Here is a 17,537-nt window from a genome sequence, read left to right as displayed (position 1 = left end):
TGTCACTGACGACGCGGTGAACGTGCTGAGGGGGAGGGCGCCCTGTACCGGCGCCCTCCCCCTCAGCTCCCCTGCGATCCCGTCCCGGGATCCCCCCTCGGGCCGGTCAGGCGCCGCTGTTCCCCCGGCCGCGGCTCATGACCAGCGCCCCCGCGCCGACCCCGAGCAGGATGAGGGCGCCCCCGGCGACGTACGGCGTGACGGAACTGCCGCCGGTCTCGGCCAGGTTGGCCTTGCCGGGGCCGGTCTGCGGCTTCACGTCGGGCTTGGGCTCGGGCGCGGTGTGGGTCACGGTCGGGGTGGGTGAGGGGCTCGCCCCTCCGGTCGGGGTGGCACAGGTGGCCTCGGCCAGCACCAGTTCGCCCTCCACCTCGGCGACGTTGAGCTTGAGCGGGTTCACGGAGACCTTGAGCTTCAGGGCGGTCGCGGCGGCCGTGCGGGAGGTGGTCTCGGTGCTGGACAGGTCGAGGCGCACCTCGCCGACCGCGGGAACCTCGACCTTGGTGGTGCCGCCCGCGGAGAGCGTGACCTTCTTGCCGAGCACGGTGACGGCGCCGAGCACGTTGGACTCGGCCGTGGGCTTCCTGCCCTTGGCGCAGACGGCCTCGGCGGTGACCTTCTCGACCTGGATCACGGAGAGCAGCGGCAGGCCCGGGACGTGCACCCGGGCGTTGGCGAGGGTGACGGAGCCCTCGGCGCGGCGCTTGTCCGCGGTCGCCCTGGCGCTGGCCACGTCGGCGCGCAGCACGCTGAAGGGGCGGCCCTGGTCGACGCCGTCGAGGGTGACGGTGAGCGCGGTCTTCTCGGCGCTGGCCGGGGCGGTGACCTCGTTCAGGGTGGCCTTGAGGGGCACGTGGACGGTCTTGTTGAGCAGTCCGACGTCGAGTCCTGCGCGCAGTACGACGGCGCTCGCCCGGCCGTCCCGTCCGGCCCCTCCGGTGGCGTGCGCGGGTGCGGCGGCCAGCAGCGCGGTGGGACCCGCGACGAGGGCCGCGGCGGCCAGTGCGGCGGAGGAACGGCGTGCGGGCGCGCGGAAGGTGTTGCTGTTCAAGGTGGTGGAACCCCCAACGAGATATGGAGCCCTCGGCGGCGCCAATGGGGGACATTGCGCGCGCCGACGGCCTCGACCCCCGGAATCCTTACGCACTGAGAGTGAACGAGTGGCAACCTGGCGTGAGTTCACTCCAAAGGGGGGTTTCCGCGCGGGCTTTCGAATCCGGGGGTCCGTGGCTCCCCGTACGCCCCGTCCGTCACGCGGAACGGGCGCGTGCGCCGGGCCGCGCGCGGCGCCGCCGGGCGAGCACAACGACCGCGCCGGGCCGGTGGTAACGGTTCGTCAACCGGGCCCGTACCGCGCGGACGGGCCCGTGACCTGCGCTCGTTGGGCGGCGCGCGTCAGGCGACGATCCGGCCGTCGAGGACGATCCGCCGGGGCGCGGCGAGCACCCGCACGTCCGCCCGCGGGTCGGTCCCGTAGACGACGAGGTCGGCCGGGGCGCCCTCGTCGAGGCCGGGGCGGCCCAGCCAGCGGCGCGCTCCCCAGGCGGTGGCCGAGAGGGCGTCGAGGGCGGGGATGCCGGCCTTGACGAGTTCGGCGACCTCCTCGGCGACGAGGCCGTGCGGGAGGGAGCCGCCGGCGTCGGTGCCGACGTAGACTGGGACGCCGGCGTCGTAGGCCGCGCGCACCGTGTCGTAACGCCGCTCGTGGAGCCGGCGCATGTGGGCGGACCAGCGCGGGAACTTGGCCTCGCCGCCGTCGGCCAGCTTGGGGAAGGTGGCGATGTTGACGAGGGTGGGGACGATCGCCACCCCCCGCTCCGCGAAGAGCGGGATGGTCTCCTCGGTCAGGCCGGTGGCGTGCTCGATGCAGTCGATGCCCGCCTCGACGAGGTCGCGCAGGGAGTCCTCGGCGAAGCAGTGGGCGGTGACGCGGGCCCCGAGGCGGTGGGCCTCGGCGATGGCCGCCTCGACCTCGGCGCGGGGCCAGCAGGCGGTGAGGTCGCCCGCGTCCCGGTCGATCCAGTCGCCCACGAGCTTCACCCAGCCGTCGCCGCGCCGCGCCTCCCGGGCGACGTACGCGACCAGGTCCTCGGGCTCGATCTCGTGGGCGTAGTTGCGGATGTAGCGGCGGGTGCGGGCGATGTGACGGCCGGCCCTGATGATCTTGGGGAGGTCCTCGCGGGCGTCGATCCAGCGGGTGTCGGAGGGCGATCCGGCGTCGCGGATCAGCAGGGTGCCCGCGGCGCGGTCGGTGAGGGCCTGCTCCTCGCTGGTGGTGTCGTCGACGGGCCCGTGGCGGTCGAGGCCGACGTGGCAGTGGGCGTCGACCAGCCCGGGCAGCGCCCAGCCCTCGACCGTGGTGACCTCGCGGGCGGCGCGCGGGCGTTCGTACGAGACCCGGCCGCCGACCACCCACAGCTCGTCGCGGACGTCGTCGGGCCCGACGAGCACCCGCCCCTTCACGTGCAGTACGGCGTGATCGCTCATGGCGGCACTTTACGCACGCGCGGGCTAGGGTCGACCGGGTAGTCCCCGACGAAGAGAGCACCGCCGTGAACCACCCCCTCCTTGACCTGGCACCGCTGACCGCGGAGCGTTTCGCGTCGATCGAGAGGGGGGTCGCCGCACTGCTGGGCACCGGGCAGGACGTGGTGGTCACCCAGGGAGAGGCGCTGCTGCCGCTGGAGGGGTGCATCCGGTCCGGCGCACGGGCCGGGTCGACGGCGCTCAACGTGGTCACGGGTCCGTACGGGACCACGTTCGGGAACTGGCTGCGGGGCTGCGGGGCGCGGGTGGTGGACCTGGCCGTGCCGTTCGACACCGCGGTGACGGCGGAGCAGGTGGACGCGGCGCTGACCGCGCACCCGGAGATCGACTTCGTGTCGCTGGTGCACGCGGAGGCGGCGACGGGCAACACCAACCCGGCTGCCGCGATCGGTGAGGTCGTGCGGGCGCACGGCGCCCTGTTCATGCTGGACGCCGTCGCGTCGGTGGGCGCGGAGCCGCTGCTGCCGGACGCGTGGGGCGTGGACCTGTGCGTGATCGGCGCGCAGAAGGCGATGGGCGGGCCGGCGGGCGTCTCGGCGGTGTCGGTCTCGGAGCGGGCCTGGGAGCGTTTCGCGGCCAACCCGGCGGCCCCGCGCCGCTCCTACCTGTCGCTGCTGGACTGGAAGGAGCGCTGGATCGACGGGGGCCGCAGGGCGCTGCTGCACGCGCCGGCGCAGCTGGAGATGCTGGCGCTGGAGGCCTGCCTGGACCGGATCGCGGCGGAGGGGCTCCCGGCGGTGATGCGGCGGCACGCGGCGGCCGCGGCGGCGACGCGGGCGGGCGCGGCGGCCCTGCCGGGGCTGGCCCCGTACGTGGGCGCGGCGGAGGCTGCGGCGCCGGTGGCCACGACGCTGCGTACCGCGCCGGGCCTGGACGCCTCGGCCGTGGTGGCGAAGGCGCTGGCCGCCGCCCCGGCCGTCCCGCTGGCGGCGGGTGGCGGGGCGCTGGCCGCGGAGATGCTGCGGGTGAACCACTACGGGCGGGACGCGAGCCTGGCGGTGGTCACGGACTCCCTGACGGCGCTGGCGGCGGCCCTGGACGTACCCGCGGAGGGCGCGGTGGCCGCGGCGGCCGGCGCGTGGTCGGCGCTGGGGGCCTGACCGGTGGCTCCGGCGGCGGGCGGGTGAGCCGGCCACCCGCCACGTCCGCTGCCACGCCCGCCGCCACGCCCGCTGCCAAGCCCGCTACGCGGAGAGGGCGTCCAGCAGTCGATCCACCTCCGCCTCCGTGTTGTACAGGTGGAACGAGGCCCTCAGGTGGCCGGCCCGGGCGGCCGTGAGGATGCCGGCGGCCGCCAGGTCCGCCTGGCGGTGCCCCAGCCCGGGCACCGAGACGATCGCCGAGCCGGGGGCGGGCACGGGTGCGTGCCCGAGCGACTCGAGTCCGGCCCGGTAACGTGCGGCGAGCCGGGTGTTGTGGGCGTGCACGGCCTCGACGCCGACCGACGCGAGCAGCGCCAGCGAGCGCTCGGCCGCGTGGTACGCGAGGAACGCGGGCGATTCGTCGAACCGCCGGGCGTCATGGGCGAGTTCCTGCATCGGACCGTAGGTGGCGTCCCACATGGACTCCGCGGCGACCCAGCCGGCGTGCAGCGGGACGAGGGACGGCTGGGCCCCTTCGGTCACCGTGAGGTACGAGGCGCCGCGCGCGCCCAGCAGCCACTTGTAGCCGGCGGTGACGGTGTAGTCGTACCTGCTCGCGTCGAAGGGCAGCCAGCCGGCCGCCTGGGTGGCGTCGACCAGGGTGCGGGCGCCGTGGGCGGCGGCGGCCTCGCGGACGGCGTCGAGGTCGGCGATGCGGCCGTCGGCGGACTGGACGGCGCTCAGGGCCACCAGCGCGGTGGTCGGCCGCACGGCCCCGGCCAGGTTCTCCAGGGGCGCGAAGCGCGTCTTGAGGTCGCCGCGCAGGTGGAAGGGATTGATGACGGAGGCGAAGTCCCCTTCGGCGAAGAGGACTTCGGCTCCGGGCGGCAGGGCGGCGGCGATCAGGCCGGTGTGCGTGGCGACGGCGGAGCCGACGGCCACGCGGGCGGCGGGGACGCCGACGAGCCGGCCGAAGGCGGTACGGGCGGCCGTGACGGAGTCGAAGCTGCCGAAGCCCTCGGGCCGGCCGGCGGCGGCCGCGCCGGCGAGCTCCCGTACGGCCGCCAGGGCCGTCTGCGGCAGCACGCCGCAGGTGGCGGTGTTGAGGTAGGTGGTCTGCTGCGCGAACTCCGCGCTGGTCACGTCGGCAAGGGGAAGTCGCTCCATGGCGCCAGCCTGCGCCAGGAGCGACTAAAAGTCTATTGACGAGTTTTACATGCCACCAATAAGGAAGTCTTATGACTGCGGGACGGCGCACGCCCCGTCCGGCTCGCAGGCCTCGCCTTCCGGCGCCGCCGGGGCGAGCACCTGGCGGCCCTGCCAGGCCTGCTCCAGGGCCTGCGTGAACACCTCGGCCGGCTGGCCGCCGGAGATCCCGTACCGCCGGTCCAGGACGAAGAACGGCACGGCGTTCGCGCCGAGTTCGGCCGCCTCGCGCTCGTCGGCGCGCACCTCTGCGGCGTACGCCTCCCCGTCGGCCAGCACCTCGCGGGCGGCGGCCTCGTCGAGGCCCGCCTCGACGGCCAGGGCGACCAGGGTGTCGTCGTCGAAGACGGAGCGCTCCTCGGCGAAGTTGGCCCGGTAGGCGAGGTCGAGCAGGGCGTCGCGGCGGCCGTGCGCGGCGGCGAAGTGGAGCATCCGGTGGATGTCGAAGGTGCTGCCGTTGACCCGGCCCTCGGTGCGGTACTCCAGGCCCTCGGCGCGGGCCGTGCCGGCGACGTGGTCCTGCATCGCGCGGGCCTCGTCGAGGGTGCGGCCGAACTTCCTGGCCAGCATCTCCAGGGTGGGCACGGTCTCCTTGGGCGCCTTCGGGTCGAGCTCGAAGGACCGGTGGACGATCTCGACCTCGTCGCGGTGGGCGAAGGCCGCGAGCCCCTGCTCGAAGCGGGCCTTGCCGATGTAACACCACGGGCAGGTGATGTCGCTCCAGATCTCGACGCGCATGTTCCTTCTCGTCTCCCGGTCGTCGGACGCGGAGGGATCGCCTCCGTCACTGGTGGGCAACCTCCGGGGCCGGCCGCTCATTCCGTGGCGCGCGTCACGTCCAGCCAGAGCGTCAGGTGCGATCCGGTGCGCGGGGCGGGGTCCGGGGCGGGACGCCAGCCGTGGGCGGCGTAGAAGGCCCGGGCGCGCAGGTTGTGCTCGTAGACCTCCAGCCGGGCGCGGTCCGCGCCGGTGTCGCGCCAGGCGGCGACGCAGGCGGCGTGCAGGGCTCCGCCGATGCCGAGCCGCCAGTGGACGGGGTCGACGTGCAGCTGGGTCAGGGTGGTGGCGCCGTCGACGGTGCGGAAGGCGGCGACGCCGGCTATCCCGCCGTCGCGTTCCGCGCAGAGCACCCCGCCGTCGGCGCGCTCGATGGCGCGGGCCCAGCCCTCGCGGGTGCGGGCCTGTTCGGCGTCGCCCAGGTACGCCTCTTCCGGGATGCGGCCGGAGTAGTAGGTGGCCCTGGCCCGGGTGTGGAGGGCGGCGATGAGGTCGAGGTCTGCGGGGTACGCGGTCCTGATCATGGGTAGAGGAACGCGCCGGGCACCTGTGCGGTTCCCGGCGCGCTCCCCACCCTTCCTGCCGCCCGGCGGGCGGCGGGCGGCGGCCCTACTTGCCGAGGGCGGCGGCGATCATCTTCTGGGCGACCGGGGCGGCCAGCCTGCCGCCGCCGATCTCGGAGCGGTCGGTGTCCGAGTTCTCGATGATCACGGCGACGGCGACGGACTTGCCGCCCGCCTTGCCGTAGGCGGTGAACCAGGCGTACGGGTTCTTGCTGTTGTTCACGCCGTGCTGGGCGGTGCCGGTCTTGCCGCCGACCTCCGCGCCGTCCACCTGGGCGGGCTTGCCGCCGCCCTCCTCGACGACGGTCTTCATGGTCTCGCGGAGCAGTTCGGCGGTCCGCTCGCTGACCACCTGCTTCGACGCGGCGTCCTTGTGGCTCTCCAGGACGTTGCCGTCGGCGTCGGTGACCTCGGAGACCATGTGCGGGGCGACGAGCCTGCCGCCGTTCTCGAGGGCGCCGGCGACCATTGCCATCTGCAGCGGGGTGGCGGTCACGTCGAACTGGCCGATGCCGGTCTGTGCGACCAGGTCGGGCGAGGCCTTCTTCTCGGGGTAGACGCTCGGGTAGGCGCGGACGGGGGTGTCCTGCTTCCGGTCGTTGAACCCGAACTTCTCCGCCATCTCGCGCATCTTGTCCTGGCCCAGCTTGTAGGCGATGTTCGCGAAGACGTTGTTGCACGAGTAGCGCATGGCGGTGCGGAGGGTGGCGTTCTCGCAGGGCGCGGACCTGTTCTCGTTCTGCAGGACCGTGCGGGTGCCGGGGAGGGTGTACGGGTTGGGGCTGTCGGTCGGGGTGTCGACCGAGTCGTACAGGCCGTTCTCCAGGGCGGCCGCGGCGGTGACCAGCTTGAAGGTGGATCCGGGTGACAGCGGCTGGCGCAGCGCGCGGTTGGTCATGGCCGCGCCCTCGTTGGCGGAGAGCTCGGCCCAGGCGTCCTTGTCGTTGCTGCCGGAGATCCGGCCGGGGTCGTACGAGGGGTTGCTGACGACGCCGAGGATCTCGCCGGTGGCGGGGTCGATGGCGACGGCGGCCCCGGTCTTGCCCTTGAGGGCCGCGTACCCGGCCTTCTGGACCTCGGGGTCGATGGTGGTCAGGACGTTGCCGGGGTCGGCCCGCTTGCCGGTGAGGGCGTCGAGCGGGTTCTTCAGCCGGTTGTCCGAGCCGTTGAGGACCTCCTGGTAGAGGTTCTCCAGCTGGGTCGACCCGTAGACCTGCGAGCTGTACCCGGTGACGGGCGCGTACAGCGGCCCGTCCGTGTAGGTGCGTTTGTAGGCGAAGTCTCCCGCGTCCACCTTCTTCGATCCGGTGACGGCCTTTCCGCCCACGATGATGTTCCCGAGCGGGTTCGCATACTGCGCGATCTTCGTCCGGCGGTTGTTCTTGTTCTCTGCGAGGGCCTTGCCTTCGTACGCCTGCACCCAGGTGACCCGCACCAGCAGGGCCAGCACCAGCAGCAGACAGAAGACCGAGGCACGCCTGATCGTCTTGTTCATCCCCATGGAGGACGCCTCGGGTGGGCCCGGCGTTCCGTTCTGCACCGGTTGTGGCCGAGTTCTCAGGTTTTCTTCATCCGGGCGGACCCGGCAGTCCTCCTCATCCCGGGGTGATGAAGCCCGTCTCGTAGGCGGCGATCACCGCCTGGGTGCGGTCGCGTGCCCCGGTCTTGGCCAGGACCGCCGCCACGTGCGTCTTGACCGTGGCCGGGCCGACGCCGAGCCGGGTGCTCATCTCGGAGTTGGTCAGGCCCTGGGCGATCAGGCGCAGGACGTCCGCCTCGCGCCCGGTGAGCCGGGCCGCCCAGGCCGGGGCGGCCGGCGAGCGGCGCGCGTGCGCGGCGGCCAGGCCGCGCACGGCGGCGGGGTAGAGCAGCGAGTCGCTCCGGGCGACCAGGCGGACCGCGGCGATCAGCTCCTCGGGCTCCGCCCGCTTGAGGAGGAACCCGGCCGCGCCCACGCGCAGCGCGTCGTAGACGTAGGCGTCGTTCTCGAAGGTGGTGACGACCACGACCCGGGGCGGGTCCTGCATCGAGCCGAGGATCTGCTCGGTGGCGCGGATTCCGTCGACCTCGGGCATCCGGACGTCCATCAGGACCACGTCGGGGCGGTGCGCGCGGACCACGGAGACGGCCTCGGCACCGGTGGCGGCCTCGGCGACGACCTCCAGGCCGGGTTCGGCGTCGAGGATCATCCGCAGGGCGGTGCGGACCATGCGCTCGTCGTCGGCCAGCACGATGCGCACGGGGGCGGGGGTGCCCTGCGAGAGGGTTCCGGGGGGCGCGGTCACCGGGCGTCTCCCGACGGTGTGCCGAGGGGCAGGGCGGCGCGCAGGCGCCAGCCGCCGTCGTGCTCGCCGGCCTCGGCGCGGCCGCCGAGCAGGGCGGCCCGTTCGGCTATGCCGCGGAGCCCGCGCCCGCCCCCCGTGCGGGGCCGGCCGGGCGCCGGGGCGGCCAGGGGGTTGGTCATCGTGATCTCCAGTTCCGTGCCGGCCGCGGTGATCCGCAGCCGCACCGGTCCGCTTCCGTGTTTCAACACGTTGCTCAGTCCCTCCTGGACGATGCGGTAGGCCTCGCGGGAGGCGATGGCGGGCAGCCGCCCCCAGTCGCCCACGGGGCCGGGGTCCTCTTCGGCCGCCACCTCGACCCCGCCGGCCCGGGTGCGGCCGAGCAGCCCGTCGAGGTCGGCGGCGAGGGTGGGCGCGGGCGCCCCCGGTCCGGCCCGCTCGTCCCCGTCGCGCAGCAGTCCGAGGACCGCGTCCAACTCGCCGACGGTGCGCCGGGTGGTGTCCTCGATCGCGGCCAGGGCCTCCCGTACGAACTGCGGGTCCGTGTCGAGCACCCGGCGGGCCGCCGCGGCCTGGAGGGTGACGGCACTGAGCGCGTGGCCGACGGAGTCGTGCAGTTCCCGGGCGAGCCGGTTGCGCACGGCCAGGTCCGCCGCCCGCTCCTCGGCCGCGGCCAGCCGGTCGGCGGGGGTGGGCCCGAGCAGCACCGGCGCGAGCCGGGCGAGCAGGGCTCCGGCCGCCGCCGCGCACAGCGCGAGCGCCACCAGCAGGGCCGCCCCGAGGAGCGGGGCGATCAGCCGGCCGGGCAGGGCCGAGAGCCAGGGGTACAACTCGTACTCCGACTCCCGCAGCGCCGCGAAGAACGGTGTGCCCAGCAGCACCAGCGCCATCGGCGGCACCGCGAGGGTCATGCCGCTCAGCACGGCGCCGACCCCCAGGTGCGTCGTCCACCAGGCGGCGGTCCTGGCCCGCGCGGCCCAGGTCCCGGCGGGCCCCTCGGCCAGCAGCTCGCCGGGCACCGCGCACAGCATCCGCACCGCCGCCACCGACATCGGCCGGGCCGGTGGGAACAGGGCGCTCACCGCGGCCAGCGGCAGGGCCGTCGCGTACGCGGTCAGCATCGCCGGGAGCGAGGAGTACGCGTCCGCCCCGTCGTTGACGGCGCCCACCACGACCGACGCCAGCAGGAAGTACGGCATCAGCAGCGCCCCGCCGAGGATCAGGTGGACCCAGCGCAGCCGGGCCCGGGGCCCGAAGAACGGCCTCACTCCGCCTGCCGGGCCGTCAGACAGCGGGCCAGCACCCCCGCGACGAGCAGTCCAGTGATCATCTGGCCAGCGTAGGTCAGGTACATCTCAAACGTGCTCTGCTTGGCCGGATCCGTGACCGACAGTGAGGCCAGCGTCAGCCAGGCGCCCCAGGTCAGCGAACCGCCCGCCCCGATCCAGGCCAGGGCCAGCGGTCCCCGCACGCGGCGCAGGCCGAGCCGCGCCCCGTACGCCAGCAGCACTCCGCCCACGGCCGCCGCCAGCGCCAGCAGCCCGTACGTGCCGCACAGCACCGCGGTGTTCCAGCCGTACCGCGCCCGCATGGCCGCGTCCAGCCCGGCGGAACCGCCCAGCGCCCAGTAGCCCTGCACCCCCGTGACCGCCAGGCCGGTCAGCGCGGCGAGCACGGCCGCCGGCCGCGTCGCCCTGCCCCCGGGTATCGCCGGCCGCCCCTGCCATCGCCGGCCCCACCGCCGCCGGGCGTACGGCAGGAACAGCCCGGCCAGCGCCAGGGCCTGCAGCCCGAACCCCGTGTAGACGACGTCGTACACCCAGCCGTCCAGGAAGGGCTCCCGGGCTGCGGCGGCCTCCGACTCCCCGCCGCCGACCAGCCCGCCCAGCAGCTGCGCCGGGAAGGCGATGACGATCGGGGCGAGCAGACCGGCGGCGACGAACACCGGCACGGTCAGCAGCCAGGCCCGTATCCGCATCCCCCAGGCCTGGGTCAGCAGCAGCACGAGCAGCACGAGCGTGGCGTCCATGGCCAGCGTCACCGCGTTGGCGACGGTGAAGAACAGGCCGGGCTCCCGCAGCACGCTGCCCTCGGGTATGCCGATGTGACTGCCCGCCAGCCAGGCGGACTTGAGCACGAGGTACGGGACGGTGGCGGCCACGGCGACGGCACGCAGGGCCCGCAGCCCCCGGCCTGGCACCCAGCCGTCACCGGAACTCCCGCCGCCGGAGCGGGAGTCGAAGGGGTCGTCGTCGAGGTCCGGGGCCGCGGCGCCGGGCGGGTCGTGAGCGGTTCGCGTCGTCATGGCTCCACGATCCCGCCGGCCCCCGCCCCGCCGCCTCCCCCGCCACGGGGAACCCCCTCCCCCGTCCGGGGGAGACGCCCGTCATCCCCTCGTCGGGACGCACTTCGCCCCTCCCCCGGCCGCGACAGGGAGTGACCCCTTCCGCTTCTCCCGGACCCGCGCTAGGGTCCCGCACGGGCCTCCCCCGGCCGGCCCGGCGCGACGCGTCGGGCCCGGTGCCCGGGGCGGCCCGGTCCACCCCGTCGTCACGGAAAGGTGCGTGTGATGGAGCTGTTCCCGCCGCTCGCGGCCCGTGTCGCCCACTCCAGCCTCGGCGCCGCGCTCGCCGCCGGAGGCGCCGCGTACGCGGCCCAGGCCGAGGGCCGGGCCCTGGCCGTCGCCCTCTGCGTGGTCCTCGCCTGCCTGGGCCTGGCACTGCGCGGCTACCGGGTGGGCGTGCAGTGCGGCCCGCACCAGGTGACGGTGCGGGGTCTGTTCCGTACGCGGGTGATCGACCGCTCGGCGGTCACCGCCGTCACCGACTTCCCCGCCATCCGCTGGACCGGCCGCTCCGGCCGGGCCCGCTGGACCCCGCTGACCGCCTTCCAGGCGGGTCCGGGCGAACTCGCCCGGATCACGGCGGCCAAGCGCCATCAGGTGGCCCGGATCCGCCGCTGGGCCGCCCGCGGCTGACCCCACCGGGCGCACGCGGGGATCCACGCCGCCTCGACCCACGCCGCTGCGGCCCCGGCCCCCAGAGGACCGCCGCGAAGCACCGGAACCCGAAGCACCGGAACCCGGAGCGCCGGAACCCGGAACCCCGAACCCCCTCAAAGCCTCCGCGTCGCCATCAGCAGCCGGTCCCGCGCGTCGAACAGCGCACCCCTGATGGCCTGTTCGTGCCCGCCCGTCAGCCGCGCCACCGGCACCGAGCAGCTGATCGCGTCCCGCGCCGGAGTGCGGTACGGGATCGCCACGCCGAAGCAGCGCAGCCCCAGCGTGTTCTCCTCGCGGTCCACCGCGTACCCCTGCTCCCGCACCAGCGCCAGCTCCGCGATCAGCACCTCCCGGTCGGTGATCGTGTGCTCGGTCACCGGCTCCAGCCGCTCCGGCAGCAGGGCCCGCACCTCCTCGTCCGTGTGCGTGGCCAGCAGCGCCTTGCCGAGCGCGGTGGAGTAGGCCGGCAGCCGCCGCCCCACCCGCGTGAACGGCCGCAGGAAGTGCTGGGACTGACGGGTGGCCAGGTAGACCACGCTCGTGCCGTCGAGCCGCGCCAGGTGGATGGTCTCGGTGGTGTCGTCCGAGAGCCGGTCCAGCGTGGGGCGCGCCGCGGCCACGACCTCGTCGCCCTCGATGTACGAGTTGCCGACGAGCAGCGCCCGTACGCCGATGCCGTACCGCGTGCCGGTCGCGTCGGTCTCCACCCAGCCCAGGTCGACCAGGGTGCGCAGCAGCATGTAGAGGCTGGACTTGGGGTAGCCGAGCCCCTCCTGCACCTCGGCCAGGCTGTGCAGCCCGGGCCGGGACGCGAACCACTCCAGCAACACCACCGTACGCACGGCGGACTTCACCGGCGCCGCACCGGACTCGGCAGTCGTCATGCGCCCTTGCCCCTCTTGTCAATCTCGATCGCGCGGAAATAGAGTCCGCAGCATATTCAACTGATTCACCTATCGGAACGGCGTTCAGAATACTGAACGCCGCTCCCCGGGGTCAGCGACGATCCAGGAGGCAGTGCGCAATGGCAGCAACACCAGTCTGGAGTGTGGACCCCCGCACGGGGAAGCAACGCGAACAGGTTGCGGTGGAGGCCACATCCCAGGAGGTGGACGCCGCCGTACGCGCCGCCCACGACGCCCGCCCCGCACTGGCGGACCGCACCGCCCGCGTGGCCTTCCTGCGCGCCGCCGCGGACCTGCTCGACGAGGCCGCCGGGCAGGTCGTGGAGGCCGCCGACGCGGAGACCGCCCTCGGCCCCGTCCGGCTGACCGGCGAACTCGCCCGCACCACCTACCAGCTGCGCACCTTCGCCGACGCCGTCGAGGAGGGGTCCTTCCTCGACGTCCGCATCGACCGCCCGGACCCCGCCCTCACCCCGCCGCGCCCCGAGCTGCGCCGCTACAAGATCCCGCTGGGCGTGGTCGCCGTCTACGCGGCGTCCAACTTCCCCCTCGCCTTCTCCGTGCCCGGCGGCGACACGGCCAGCGCCCTGGCCGCCGGCTGCCCGGTGGTGGTCAAGGCCCACCCGGACCACCCCGCGACCTCCGAGCTGTGCGCCGCGCTGCTGCGGCGCGCGGCCGCCACGACGGGGCTGCCCGAGGACGTGGTGGCGGTGGTGCACGGGTTCGACGCGGGCCTGGAGCTGATCCGTCACCCGCTCGTCGCCGCCGCCGGGTTCACCGGCTCCGTCCGCGGCGGGCGGGCCCTGTTCGACGCCGCCGCCGCGCGGCCGGTGCCGATCCCCTTCCACGGCGAACTCGGCTCCCTGAACCCCGTCCTCGTCACCCCCGCGGCCGCCGAGGAACGCGCCGAGGAGATCGGCGCGGGGCTGGCCGGCGCGATGACGCTCGGGGTGGGCCAGTTCTGCGTGAAGCCGGGCCTGGTCCTGGTGCCCGAGGGCGAGCACGGCGACCGGCTGGCCGCCGCGCTGACGAAGGCGGTGAGCGAGACGGAGGCGGGCGTGCTGCTCGACCACCGGATGCGGGACAACTTCATCAGCGGCGTGCGCGAGCGGGGCGCCCTCCCCGAGGTGACCTCGCCCGTCACGCCCGGCGCGGGCGGCGAGCACACGGTCGGCGCCGGCTTCCTCTCCGTGCCGGCCCGGCGGCTGGCCGAGGGCGACGGGCACGAGCTGCTCCTGGAGGAGTGCTTCGGGCCGGTCACGGTCCTCGCTCGGTACGCCGACCAGCGCGAGGCCGGAGCGGTCCTGTCCCGGCTGCCCGGCAACCTCAGCGCCACCCTGCAGCTGTCGGCGGCCGAGGCCGAGGGCCGGGAGGGCACGGCCGCGGACCTGCTGGCGCACCTGACCTCGCTGGCCGGCCGGGTGCTGGTGAACGGCTGGCCGACCGGTGTCGCCGTGGCCCCCGCCCAGCACCACGGCGGCCCGTACCCCGCCGCCACCTCCCACTCCACCTCCGTGGGCGGCACGGCGATCGAGCGGTGGCTGCGCCCGGTGGCGTACCAGTCCGTGCCGGACCCGCTGCTCCCGCCGGAGCTGCGCGAGGCCAACCCGCTCGGCCTCCCGCGCCGCGTCGACGGGCGCCCCGAAGCGGTCTGACCGTCCCCGGGGCGGCCGCGAGCCGCATCCGGGACCGCCGGGGGCGTCACCCGCCCCCGGCGGACGGAGGCCGACCGGACCGGCCGTGCGGGGCCCGGTCCGGTCACCGCCCGCCCCCGGCGCCGTACCCGCCCGCCGCGCCCCGCGCCCGGAATTCCGTTGCCCGCCCACGGCCCTTGCCGCCAGGCTGGGCGGCATGTCACGAGCCTCCGGATTCACGTACGAGCAGCGCGGCGACGGAACCGTCGTCATCACCCACCGCGGGCGCGCCGCGGGCACCCTGCGCGGCGCGCGGGCCGAGAAGTTCCTCGCCGAGGTCGAGGCGGGCGACGGCCAGACGGTGATGGCCCGCTGGACCGGCGCGTACAAGTTCGGCAACGAGCGCCAGGCCCGCAACCACCCGCGCAACCGCCGCTGAGCACCGCGCGGCGCTCCGCGACCCCGCTTCACGACCGCTCGAGAATTCACCTGGGCGGCCTCAAGACGGGGGAACGGCGGCGACCACTCGGTCGTTGACCTGGCATGACCGCTATGACCCCTGGCTCGAACCTGCCGCTGAACTCCGTCCGCGTGACGGTGGACGTGGCCGCTCCGGTACGACTGGACGTATCGGGACTCCTGCTCACCGCGGACGGCAAGGTGCGCTCCGACGCCGACTTCATCTTCTACAACCAGCCGTCCGGCCCCGGAGTCGCCTACCGGTCCGGCGGCGGGGCCACGCCCGACGCGATCACGGTGGACACCTCGGCCGTCCCCGCGGGCATCGAGAAGATCGTGGTCACCGCCAGCCCGGACGCGGCGGGCCAGACGTTCCAGGGCATCGAGCCCACCGCCACGGTGCGCAACGCCGACGACAACAGCGTGATCGCCACGTTCACGCCGCCGCAGCTCGGCACCGAGACCGCCCTCGTGGTCGTGGAGGTCTACCTGCGCGGCGGCGTGTGGAAGGTGCGCGCGGTCGGCCAGGGATACGCCAACGGACTCGCCGGCATCGCGACCGACTTCGGCGTCTCGGTGGACGAGGAGCCCGCGGCGGCCGCTCCCGCCCCGGCGGCACCCCAGGCTGCCCCGGCTGCCCCGCCCGCCGCGACCCCGGCCTGGGGATCCCCCGCCGCGGCCGGCGCCCCCACCCCGCCGGCACCCCCGGCCGCACCCACCGCCGCCGGCACCGGGGGCAAGATCAACCTCGACAAGGGCCGGGTCAACCTCCAGAAGAACCAGACGGTCTCCCTGGTCAAGGGCGGCCGCCCGCTGCTCTCCCAGGTCAAGATGGGCCTGGGCTGGGAGCCCGCGTTCCGGGGCCGCGACATCGACCTCGACGCCTCCGTCATCGCCTACGGCCCCCAGCGCAACCACCTCGACAGCTGCTACTTCGGCCGGCTCTCCATCCTCAGCGGTGCCGTCAAGCACTCCGGCGACAACCTCACCGGCGAGGGCGCGGGCGACGACGAGGTGATCGTGGTCGACCTGGGCCGGCTGCCGGCCGAGGTGACCGGTCTCGTCTTCACCGTCAACTCCTTCTCCGGGCAGAAGTTCACCGAGGTGGCGAAGGCCTACTGCCGGCTCATCGACGCTGCCAGCGGCGAGGAGCTGGTCCGCTTCGACCTCACCACGGCCGAGCCCCAGACCGGCGTGATGATGGCCAAGCTGATCCGGCAGTTCTCGGGCGAATGGGAGATGACGGCCATGGGCGAATTTGTGAAGTCCCGCACAGTGCGGGGCATGGTCAAGCCCGCGGCGCAGGCACTTTGACCCGGGGCGGGCCGCCAGGTGACACATTCCACCCACCAGCCGGAGGTCACTGTCAGTGCCCGCCCGTAGCCTTGTAGGCATGTACGAGACTCCCCCGCCCACGGGTCCCGCCCGTCCGTCCGTCGCCGAGGCGAACGAGGCGATACGGCTGCTCGTGGAGACCCGTGAGGAGGGGGCGGAGTGGCCGGCGGAGGCGTACGCGTTCCTGCTGGCCGAGTGGGCCGAGGGCGTCAGCGCGGAAGCCGAGCCCGTCGCCGCCACGGACCGGTGATCGCCAGCAGGATCCCCGGGGACTGGAGGCAGGCGAAGAGCGTGCGGCCGTCGGGCGAGAAGCAGACCCCGGCGAACTCGGAGAACTCCGGCTCCTCCGCCGTGCCGATGTTGAACTCGTTGCGCGCCAGCGGGTAGGTGCGGCCGGTCTCCGTCGCCCCGAAGAGGTGCTGCAGGCCCTCGCCGTCCTCGGCGAGGACCAGCCCGCCGTACGGCGAGACGGTGATGTTGTCCGGCCCGTCGTAGGCCCCGCTGACGCCGAGCAGCACGGTCAGCCGGACGGTCCGCCGCTTCGGGTCGTAGAACCACACCTGCCCGTCGTGCGCGGCGCCCGGGCTCTCCTCACGGGCGTACGAGGAGACGAAGTACGCTCCCCCGTCCGCCCACCACATGCCCTCCAGCTTCCGGCCCCGGGTGATCGCCCCGTCCGCGAACTGCTTCCGCACGGGCACGTCACGCGCGTCCCGGTCCGGCACGTCCACCCAGTCCACCCCGTAGACGGTGCCGATCCGGGTGGCGCGCGACAGGTCGTCCACGAACCGCCCCGCGCTGTCGTAGCACTTGGGCGCCTGGAGCCGCCCCGCGTCGGCGGCTAGGGTGCGCAGCCGCCCCCGCCCGTGCCGGAAGCCCTGCGGCGGCACCCACCGGTAGAGGAGCCCGTTGGGACCCGAGGCGTCCTCGGTCAGGTAGGCGTGACCGGCACGCGGGTCGATGACCACCGCCTCGTGCGCGTACCGCCCGAAGGCCTTCACGGGCTGCGGGTCCCGATTGGCGCGCCGGTCGGCGGGGTCGACCTCGAACACGTACCCGTGGTCCTTGGTCATGCCGTTCTTCCCGGCCAGGTCCTCGGTCTCCTCGCACGTCAGCCAGGTGCCCCACGGGGTGCTGCCGCCCGCGCAGTTGGTGGAGGTTCCCGCGATGCCCACCCACTCCGCGACCTCGCCCCCACGCCGCACCTCGACGACCGTGCAGCCCCCCGCGGCGGCCGGGTCGTACACGAGCCCCTCGGCCAGCGGCACGGGCCGCTCCCACCGCGACCTCTCCCCCCTCAGCTCATGGTTGTTGACCAGCAGCGTGACACCACGCGCCCCTTCGAAAGCAGCCGTCCCGTCATGGTTGGAGGGCGTCGGCTCACCACTCTCCAACCGAGTCACTCCACTATGGGTGAGCACGCGGTACGAGAACCCCGCAGGCAGCGCGAGGATCCCCGCGGGATCAGGCAGCAGCGGCCCGTACCCGAGCTCGCACGCCGTCCCGTCCTCCTCGGCTGCCAGCGCCCCCGGAGCACTGGCGAGCGCACCCACGGCACCGGTGAGTGCCAGGGCGGATCCGGCGGTGAATTCCCTGCGGCTGAGCGGCATCGGTCCTCCTCGGAAACGTACGCCTCGGTGGGAAGGCTCCCGCCCACACCTGAACGGGAGCCGAACCCCCACCGAAGCACCACCGGCCGCTCTGCGGAACCGCTCCCCCAGCCACCACGAGACCGGTCCACCCCAC

Annotated in this window: 17 protein-coding genes; 6 read left to right on the top strand and 11 right to left on the bottom strand. The window is 74.5% G+C overall.

From position 1 onward, the window contains the following. Window positions 1-106 precede the first annotated feature (106 nt). Both ACIQUQ_RS08635 and ACIQUQ_RS08630 read right to left on the bottom strand, forming a co-directional pair. Complete coding sequence (locus ACIQUQ_RS08635; RefSeq protein WP_403972766.1) at window positions 107-1,051, bottom strand: SCO1860 family LAETG-anchored protein; 945 nt, start codon at window positions 1,049-1,051, stop codon at window positions 107-109. Window positions 1,052-1,395: 344 nt separating this feature from the next. Beyond that, window positions 1,396-2,487 (bottom strand): amidohydrolase family protein, encoded by a 1,092-nt coding sequence (locus ACIQUQ_RS08630; RefSeq protein ID WP_403972763.1) that lies wholly within the window; start codon window positions 2,485-2,487, stop codon window positions 1,396-1,398. Window positions 2,488-2,552: 65 nt separating this feature from the next. Between ACIQUQ_RS08630 and ACIQUQ_RS08625 the strand changes: the two genes are divergently transcribed. Then, complete coding sequence (locus ACIQUQ_RS08625; RefSeq protein ID WP_403972761.1) at window positions 2,553-3,647, top strand: pyridoxal-phosphate-dependent aminotransferase family protein; 1,095 nt, start codon at window positions 2,553-2,555, stop codon at window positions 3,645-3,647. Between the two features lie 84 nt (window positions 3,648-3,731). On the opposite strand, the gene ACIQUQ_RS08620 is transcribed toward ACIQUQ_RS08625, so the two are convergent. The 7 genes from ACIQUQ_RS08620 to ACIQUQ_RS08590 all read right to left on the bottom strand — a co-directional run bounded on the left by ACIQUQ_RS08620 (window position 3,732) and on the right by ACIQUQ_RS08590 (window position 10,762). After that, on the bottom strand, window positions 3,732-4,796 hold the full coding sequence (locus tag ACIQUQ_RS08620) for an aminotransferase class V-fold PLP-dependent enzyme (RefSeq protein WP_403972759.1): 1,065 nt from the start codon (window positions 4,794-4,796) through the stop codon (window positions 3,732-3,734). Between the two features lie 69 nt (window positions 4,797-4,865). Beyond that, on the bottom strand, window positions 4,866-5,573 hold the full coding sequence (locus ACIQUQ_RS08615; protein WP_403972757.1) for a DsbA family oxidoreductase: 708 nt from the start codon (window positions 5,571-5,573) through the stop codon (window positions 4,866-4,868). A 77-nt stretch (window positions 5,574-5,650) separates the two neighbouring features. After that, the gene (locus ACIQUQ_RS08610) at window positions 5,651-6,136 is read right to left on the bottom strand and encodes a GNAT family N-acetyltransferase (RefSeq protein ID WP_403972754.1); all 486 of its coding nucleotides are present in this window, start codon (window positions 6,134-6,136) and stop codon (window positions 5,651-5,653) included. A gap of 85 nt (window positions 6,137-6,221) precedes the next feature. Continuing rightward, complete coding sequence (locus ACIQUQ_RS08605) at window positions 6,222-7,670, bottom strand: peptidoglycan D,D-transpeptidase FtsI family protein (RefSeq protein ID WP_403972922.1); 1,449 nt, start codon at window positions 7,668-7,670, stop codon at window positions 6,222-6,224. 100 nt (window positions 7,671-7,770) lie between these two features. Beyond that, on the bottom strand, window positions 7,771-8,460 hold the full coding sequence (locus tag ACIQUQ_RS08600) for a response regulator (protein WP_403972751.1): 690 nt from the start codon (window positions 8,458-8,460) through the stop codon (window positions 7,771-7,773). Next, window positions 8,457-9,725 (bottom strand): sensor histidine kinase, encoded by a 1,269-nt coding sequence (locus ACIQUQ_RS08595; protein WP_403972748.1) that lies wholly within the window; start codon window positions 9,723-9,725, stop codon window positions 8,457-8,459. Before ACIQUQ_RS08595 ends, ACIQUQ_RS08600 begins: the two co-directional genes overlap by 4 nt. Beyond that, window positions 9,722-10,762 carry a hypothetical protein gene (locus ACIQUQ_RS08590; protein ID WP_403972745.1) on the bottom strand — a complete coding sequence of 347 codons (1,041 nt, stop codon included), beginning with the start codon at window positions 10,760-10,762 and terminating at the stop codon, window positions 9,722-9,724. Before ACIQUQ_RS08590 ends, ACIQUQ_RS08595 begins: the two co-directional genes overlap by 4 nt. Window positions 10,763-11,026: 264 nt before the next feature. Between ACIQUQ_RS08590 and ACIQUQ_RS08585 the strand changes: the two genes are divergently transcribed. Further along, a complete protein-coding gene (locus ACIQUQ_RS08585; protein WP_403972743.1) occupies window positions 11,027-11,434 on the top strand; it encodes a hypothetical protein in 408 nt (135 codons plus the stop codon). A 137-nt stretch (window positions 11,435-11,571) separates the two neighbouring features. Here the strand turns inward: ACIQUQ_RS08585 and ACIQUQ_RS08580 are convergent, their stop codons facing one another. Continuing rightward, complete coding sequence (locus tag ACIQUQ_RS08580) at window positions 11,572-12,342, bottom strand: IclR family transcriptional regulator (RefSeq protein WP_403972741.1); 771 nt, start codon at window positions 12,340-12,342, stop codon at window positions 11,572-11,574. A gap of 140 nt (window positions 12,343-12,482) precedes the next feature. On the opposite strand from ACIQUQ_RS08580, the gene ACIQUQ_RS08575 reads away from it, so the two are divergent. From ACIQUQ_RS08575 to ACIQUQ_RS08560, 4 genes are all read left to right on the top strand, one after another. Beyond that, the gene (locus tag ACIQUQ_RS08575; RefSeq protein WP_403972739.1) at window positions 12,483-14,018 is read left to right on the top strand and encodes an aldehyde dehydrogenase (NADP(+)); all 1,536 of its coding nucleotides are present in this window, start codon (window positions 12,483-12,485) and stop codon (window positions 14,016-14,018) included. Between the two features lie 196 nt (window positions 14,019-14,214). After that, entirely contained in the window at window positions 14,215-14,436 is a 222-nt protein-coding gene (locus ACIQUQ_RS08570) for a hypothetical protein (protein WP_399940275.1), read from the top strand. A 104-nt stretch (window positions 14,437-14,540) separates the two neighbouring features. Further along, on the top strand, window positions 14,541-15,770 hold the full coding sequence (locus tag ACIQUQ_RS08565) for a TerD family protein (RefSeq protein WP_403972736.1): 1,230 nt from the start codon (window positions 14,541-14,543) through the stop codon (window positions 15,768-15,770). A 79-nt stretch (window positions 15,771-15,849) separates the two neighbouring features. Next, on the top strand, window positions 15,850-16,041 hold the full coding sequence (locus ACIQUQ_RS08560) for a hypothetical protein (RefSeq protein ID WP_403972734.1): 192 nt from the start codon (window positions 15,850-15,852) through the stop codon (window positions 16,039-16,041). Here the strand turns inward: ACIQUQ_RS08560 and ACIQUQ_RS08555 are convergent. Continuing rightward, window positions 16,001-17,401, bottom strand: coding sequence for an alkaline phosphatase PhoX (locus ACIQUQ_RS08555; RefSeq protein WP_403972731.1), 1,401 nt, complete (start codon window positions 17,399-17,401; stop codon window positions 16,001-16,003). The two genes, ACIQUQ_RS08560 and ACIQUQ_RS08555, sit on opposite strands and share 41 nt — an antisense overlap. Between the last annotated feature and the right edge of the window lie 136 nt (window positions 17,402-17,537).

This window comes from Streptomyces sp. NPDC101118 (assembly GCF_044759445.1).
In the GTDB taxonomy this organism is placed as follows: Bacteria; Actinomycetota; Actinomycetes; order Streptomycetales; family Streptomycetaceae; genus Streptomyces.
This window is presented reverse-complemented; position numbering and strand designations above follow the sequence as displayed.

What these genes read in the sequence shown, in the direction of transcription:
- ACIQUQ_RS08605 (WP_403972922.1), bottom strand. Translation starts at nt 7,670, where the DNA reads ATGAACAAGACGATCAGGCGTGCCTCGGTCTTCTGTCTGCTGCTGGTG.
- ACIQUQ_RS08555 (WP_403972731.1), bottom strand. Translation starts at nt 17,401, where the DNA reads ATGCCGCTCAGCCGCAGGGAATTCACCGCCGGATCCGCCCTGGCACTC.
- ACIQUQ_RS08620 (WP_403972759.1), bottom strand. Translation starts at nt 4,796, where the DNA reads ATGGAGCGACTTCCCCTTGCCGACGTGACCAGCGCGGAGTTCGCGCAG.
- ACIQUQ_RS08610 (WP_403972754.1), bottom strand. Translation starts at nt 6,136, where the DNA reads ATGATCAGGACCGCGTACCCCGCAGACCTCGACCTCATCGCCGCCCTC.
- ACIQUQ_RS08630 (WP_403972763.1), bottom strand. Translation starts at nt 2,487, where the DNA reads ATGAGCGATCACGCCGTACTGCACGTGAAGGGGCGGGTGCTCGTCGGG.
- ACIQUQ_RS08615 (WP_403972757.1), bottom strand. Translation starts at nt 5,573, where the DNA reads ATGCGCGTCGAGATCTGGAGCGACATCACCTGCCCGTGGTGTTACATC.
- ACIQUQ_RS08580 (WP_403972741.1), bottom strand. Translation starts at nt 12,342, where the DNA reads ATGACGACTGCCGAGTCCGGTGCGGCGCCGGTGAAGTCCGCCGTGCGT.
- ACIQUQ_RS08560 (WP_403972734.1), top strand. Translation starts at nt 15,850, where the DNA reads ATGTACGAGACTCCCCCGCCCACGGGTCCCGCCCGTCCGTCCGTCGCC.
- ACIQUQ_RS08565 (WP_403972736.1), top strand. Translation starts at nt 14,541, where the DNA reads ATGACCGCTATGACCCCTGGCTCGAACCTGCCGCTGAACTCCGTCCGC.
- ACIQUQ_RS08590 (WP_403972745.1), bottom strand. Translation starts at nt 10,762, where the DNA reads ATGACGACGCGAACCGCTCACGACCCGCCCGGCGCCGCGGCCCCGGAC.
- ACIQUQ_RS08570 (WP_399940275.1), top strand. Translation starts at nt 14,215, where the DNA reads ATGTCACGAGCCTCCGGATTCACGTACGAGCAGCGCGGCGACGGAACC.
- ACIQUQ_RS08575 (WP_403972739.1), top strand. Translation starts at nt 12,483, where the DNA reads ATGGCAGCAACACCAGTCTGGAGTGTGGACCCCCGCACGGGGAAGCAA.
- ACIQUQ_RS08585 (WP_403972743.1), top strand. Translation starts at nt 11,027, where the DNA reads ATGGAGCTGTTCCCGCCGCTCGCGGCCCGTGTCGCCCACTCCAGCCTC.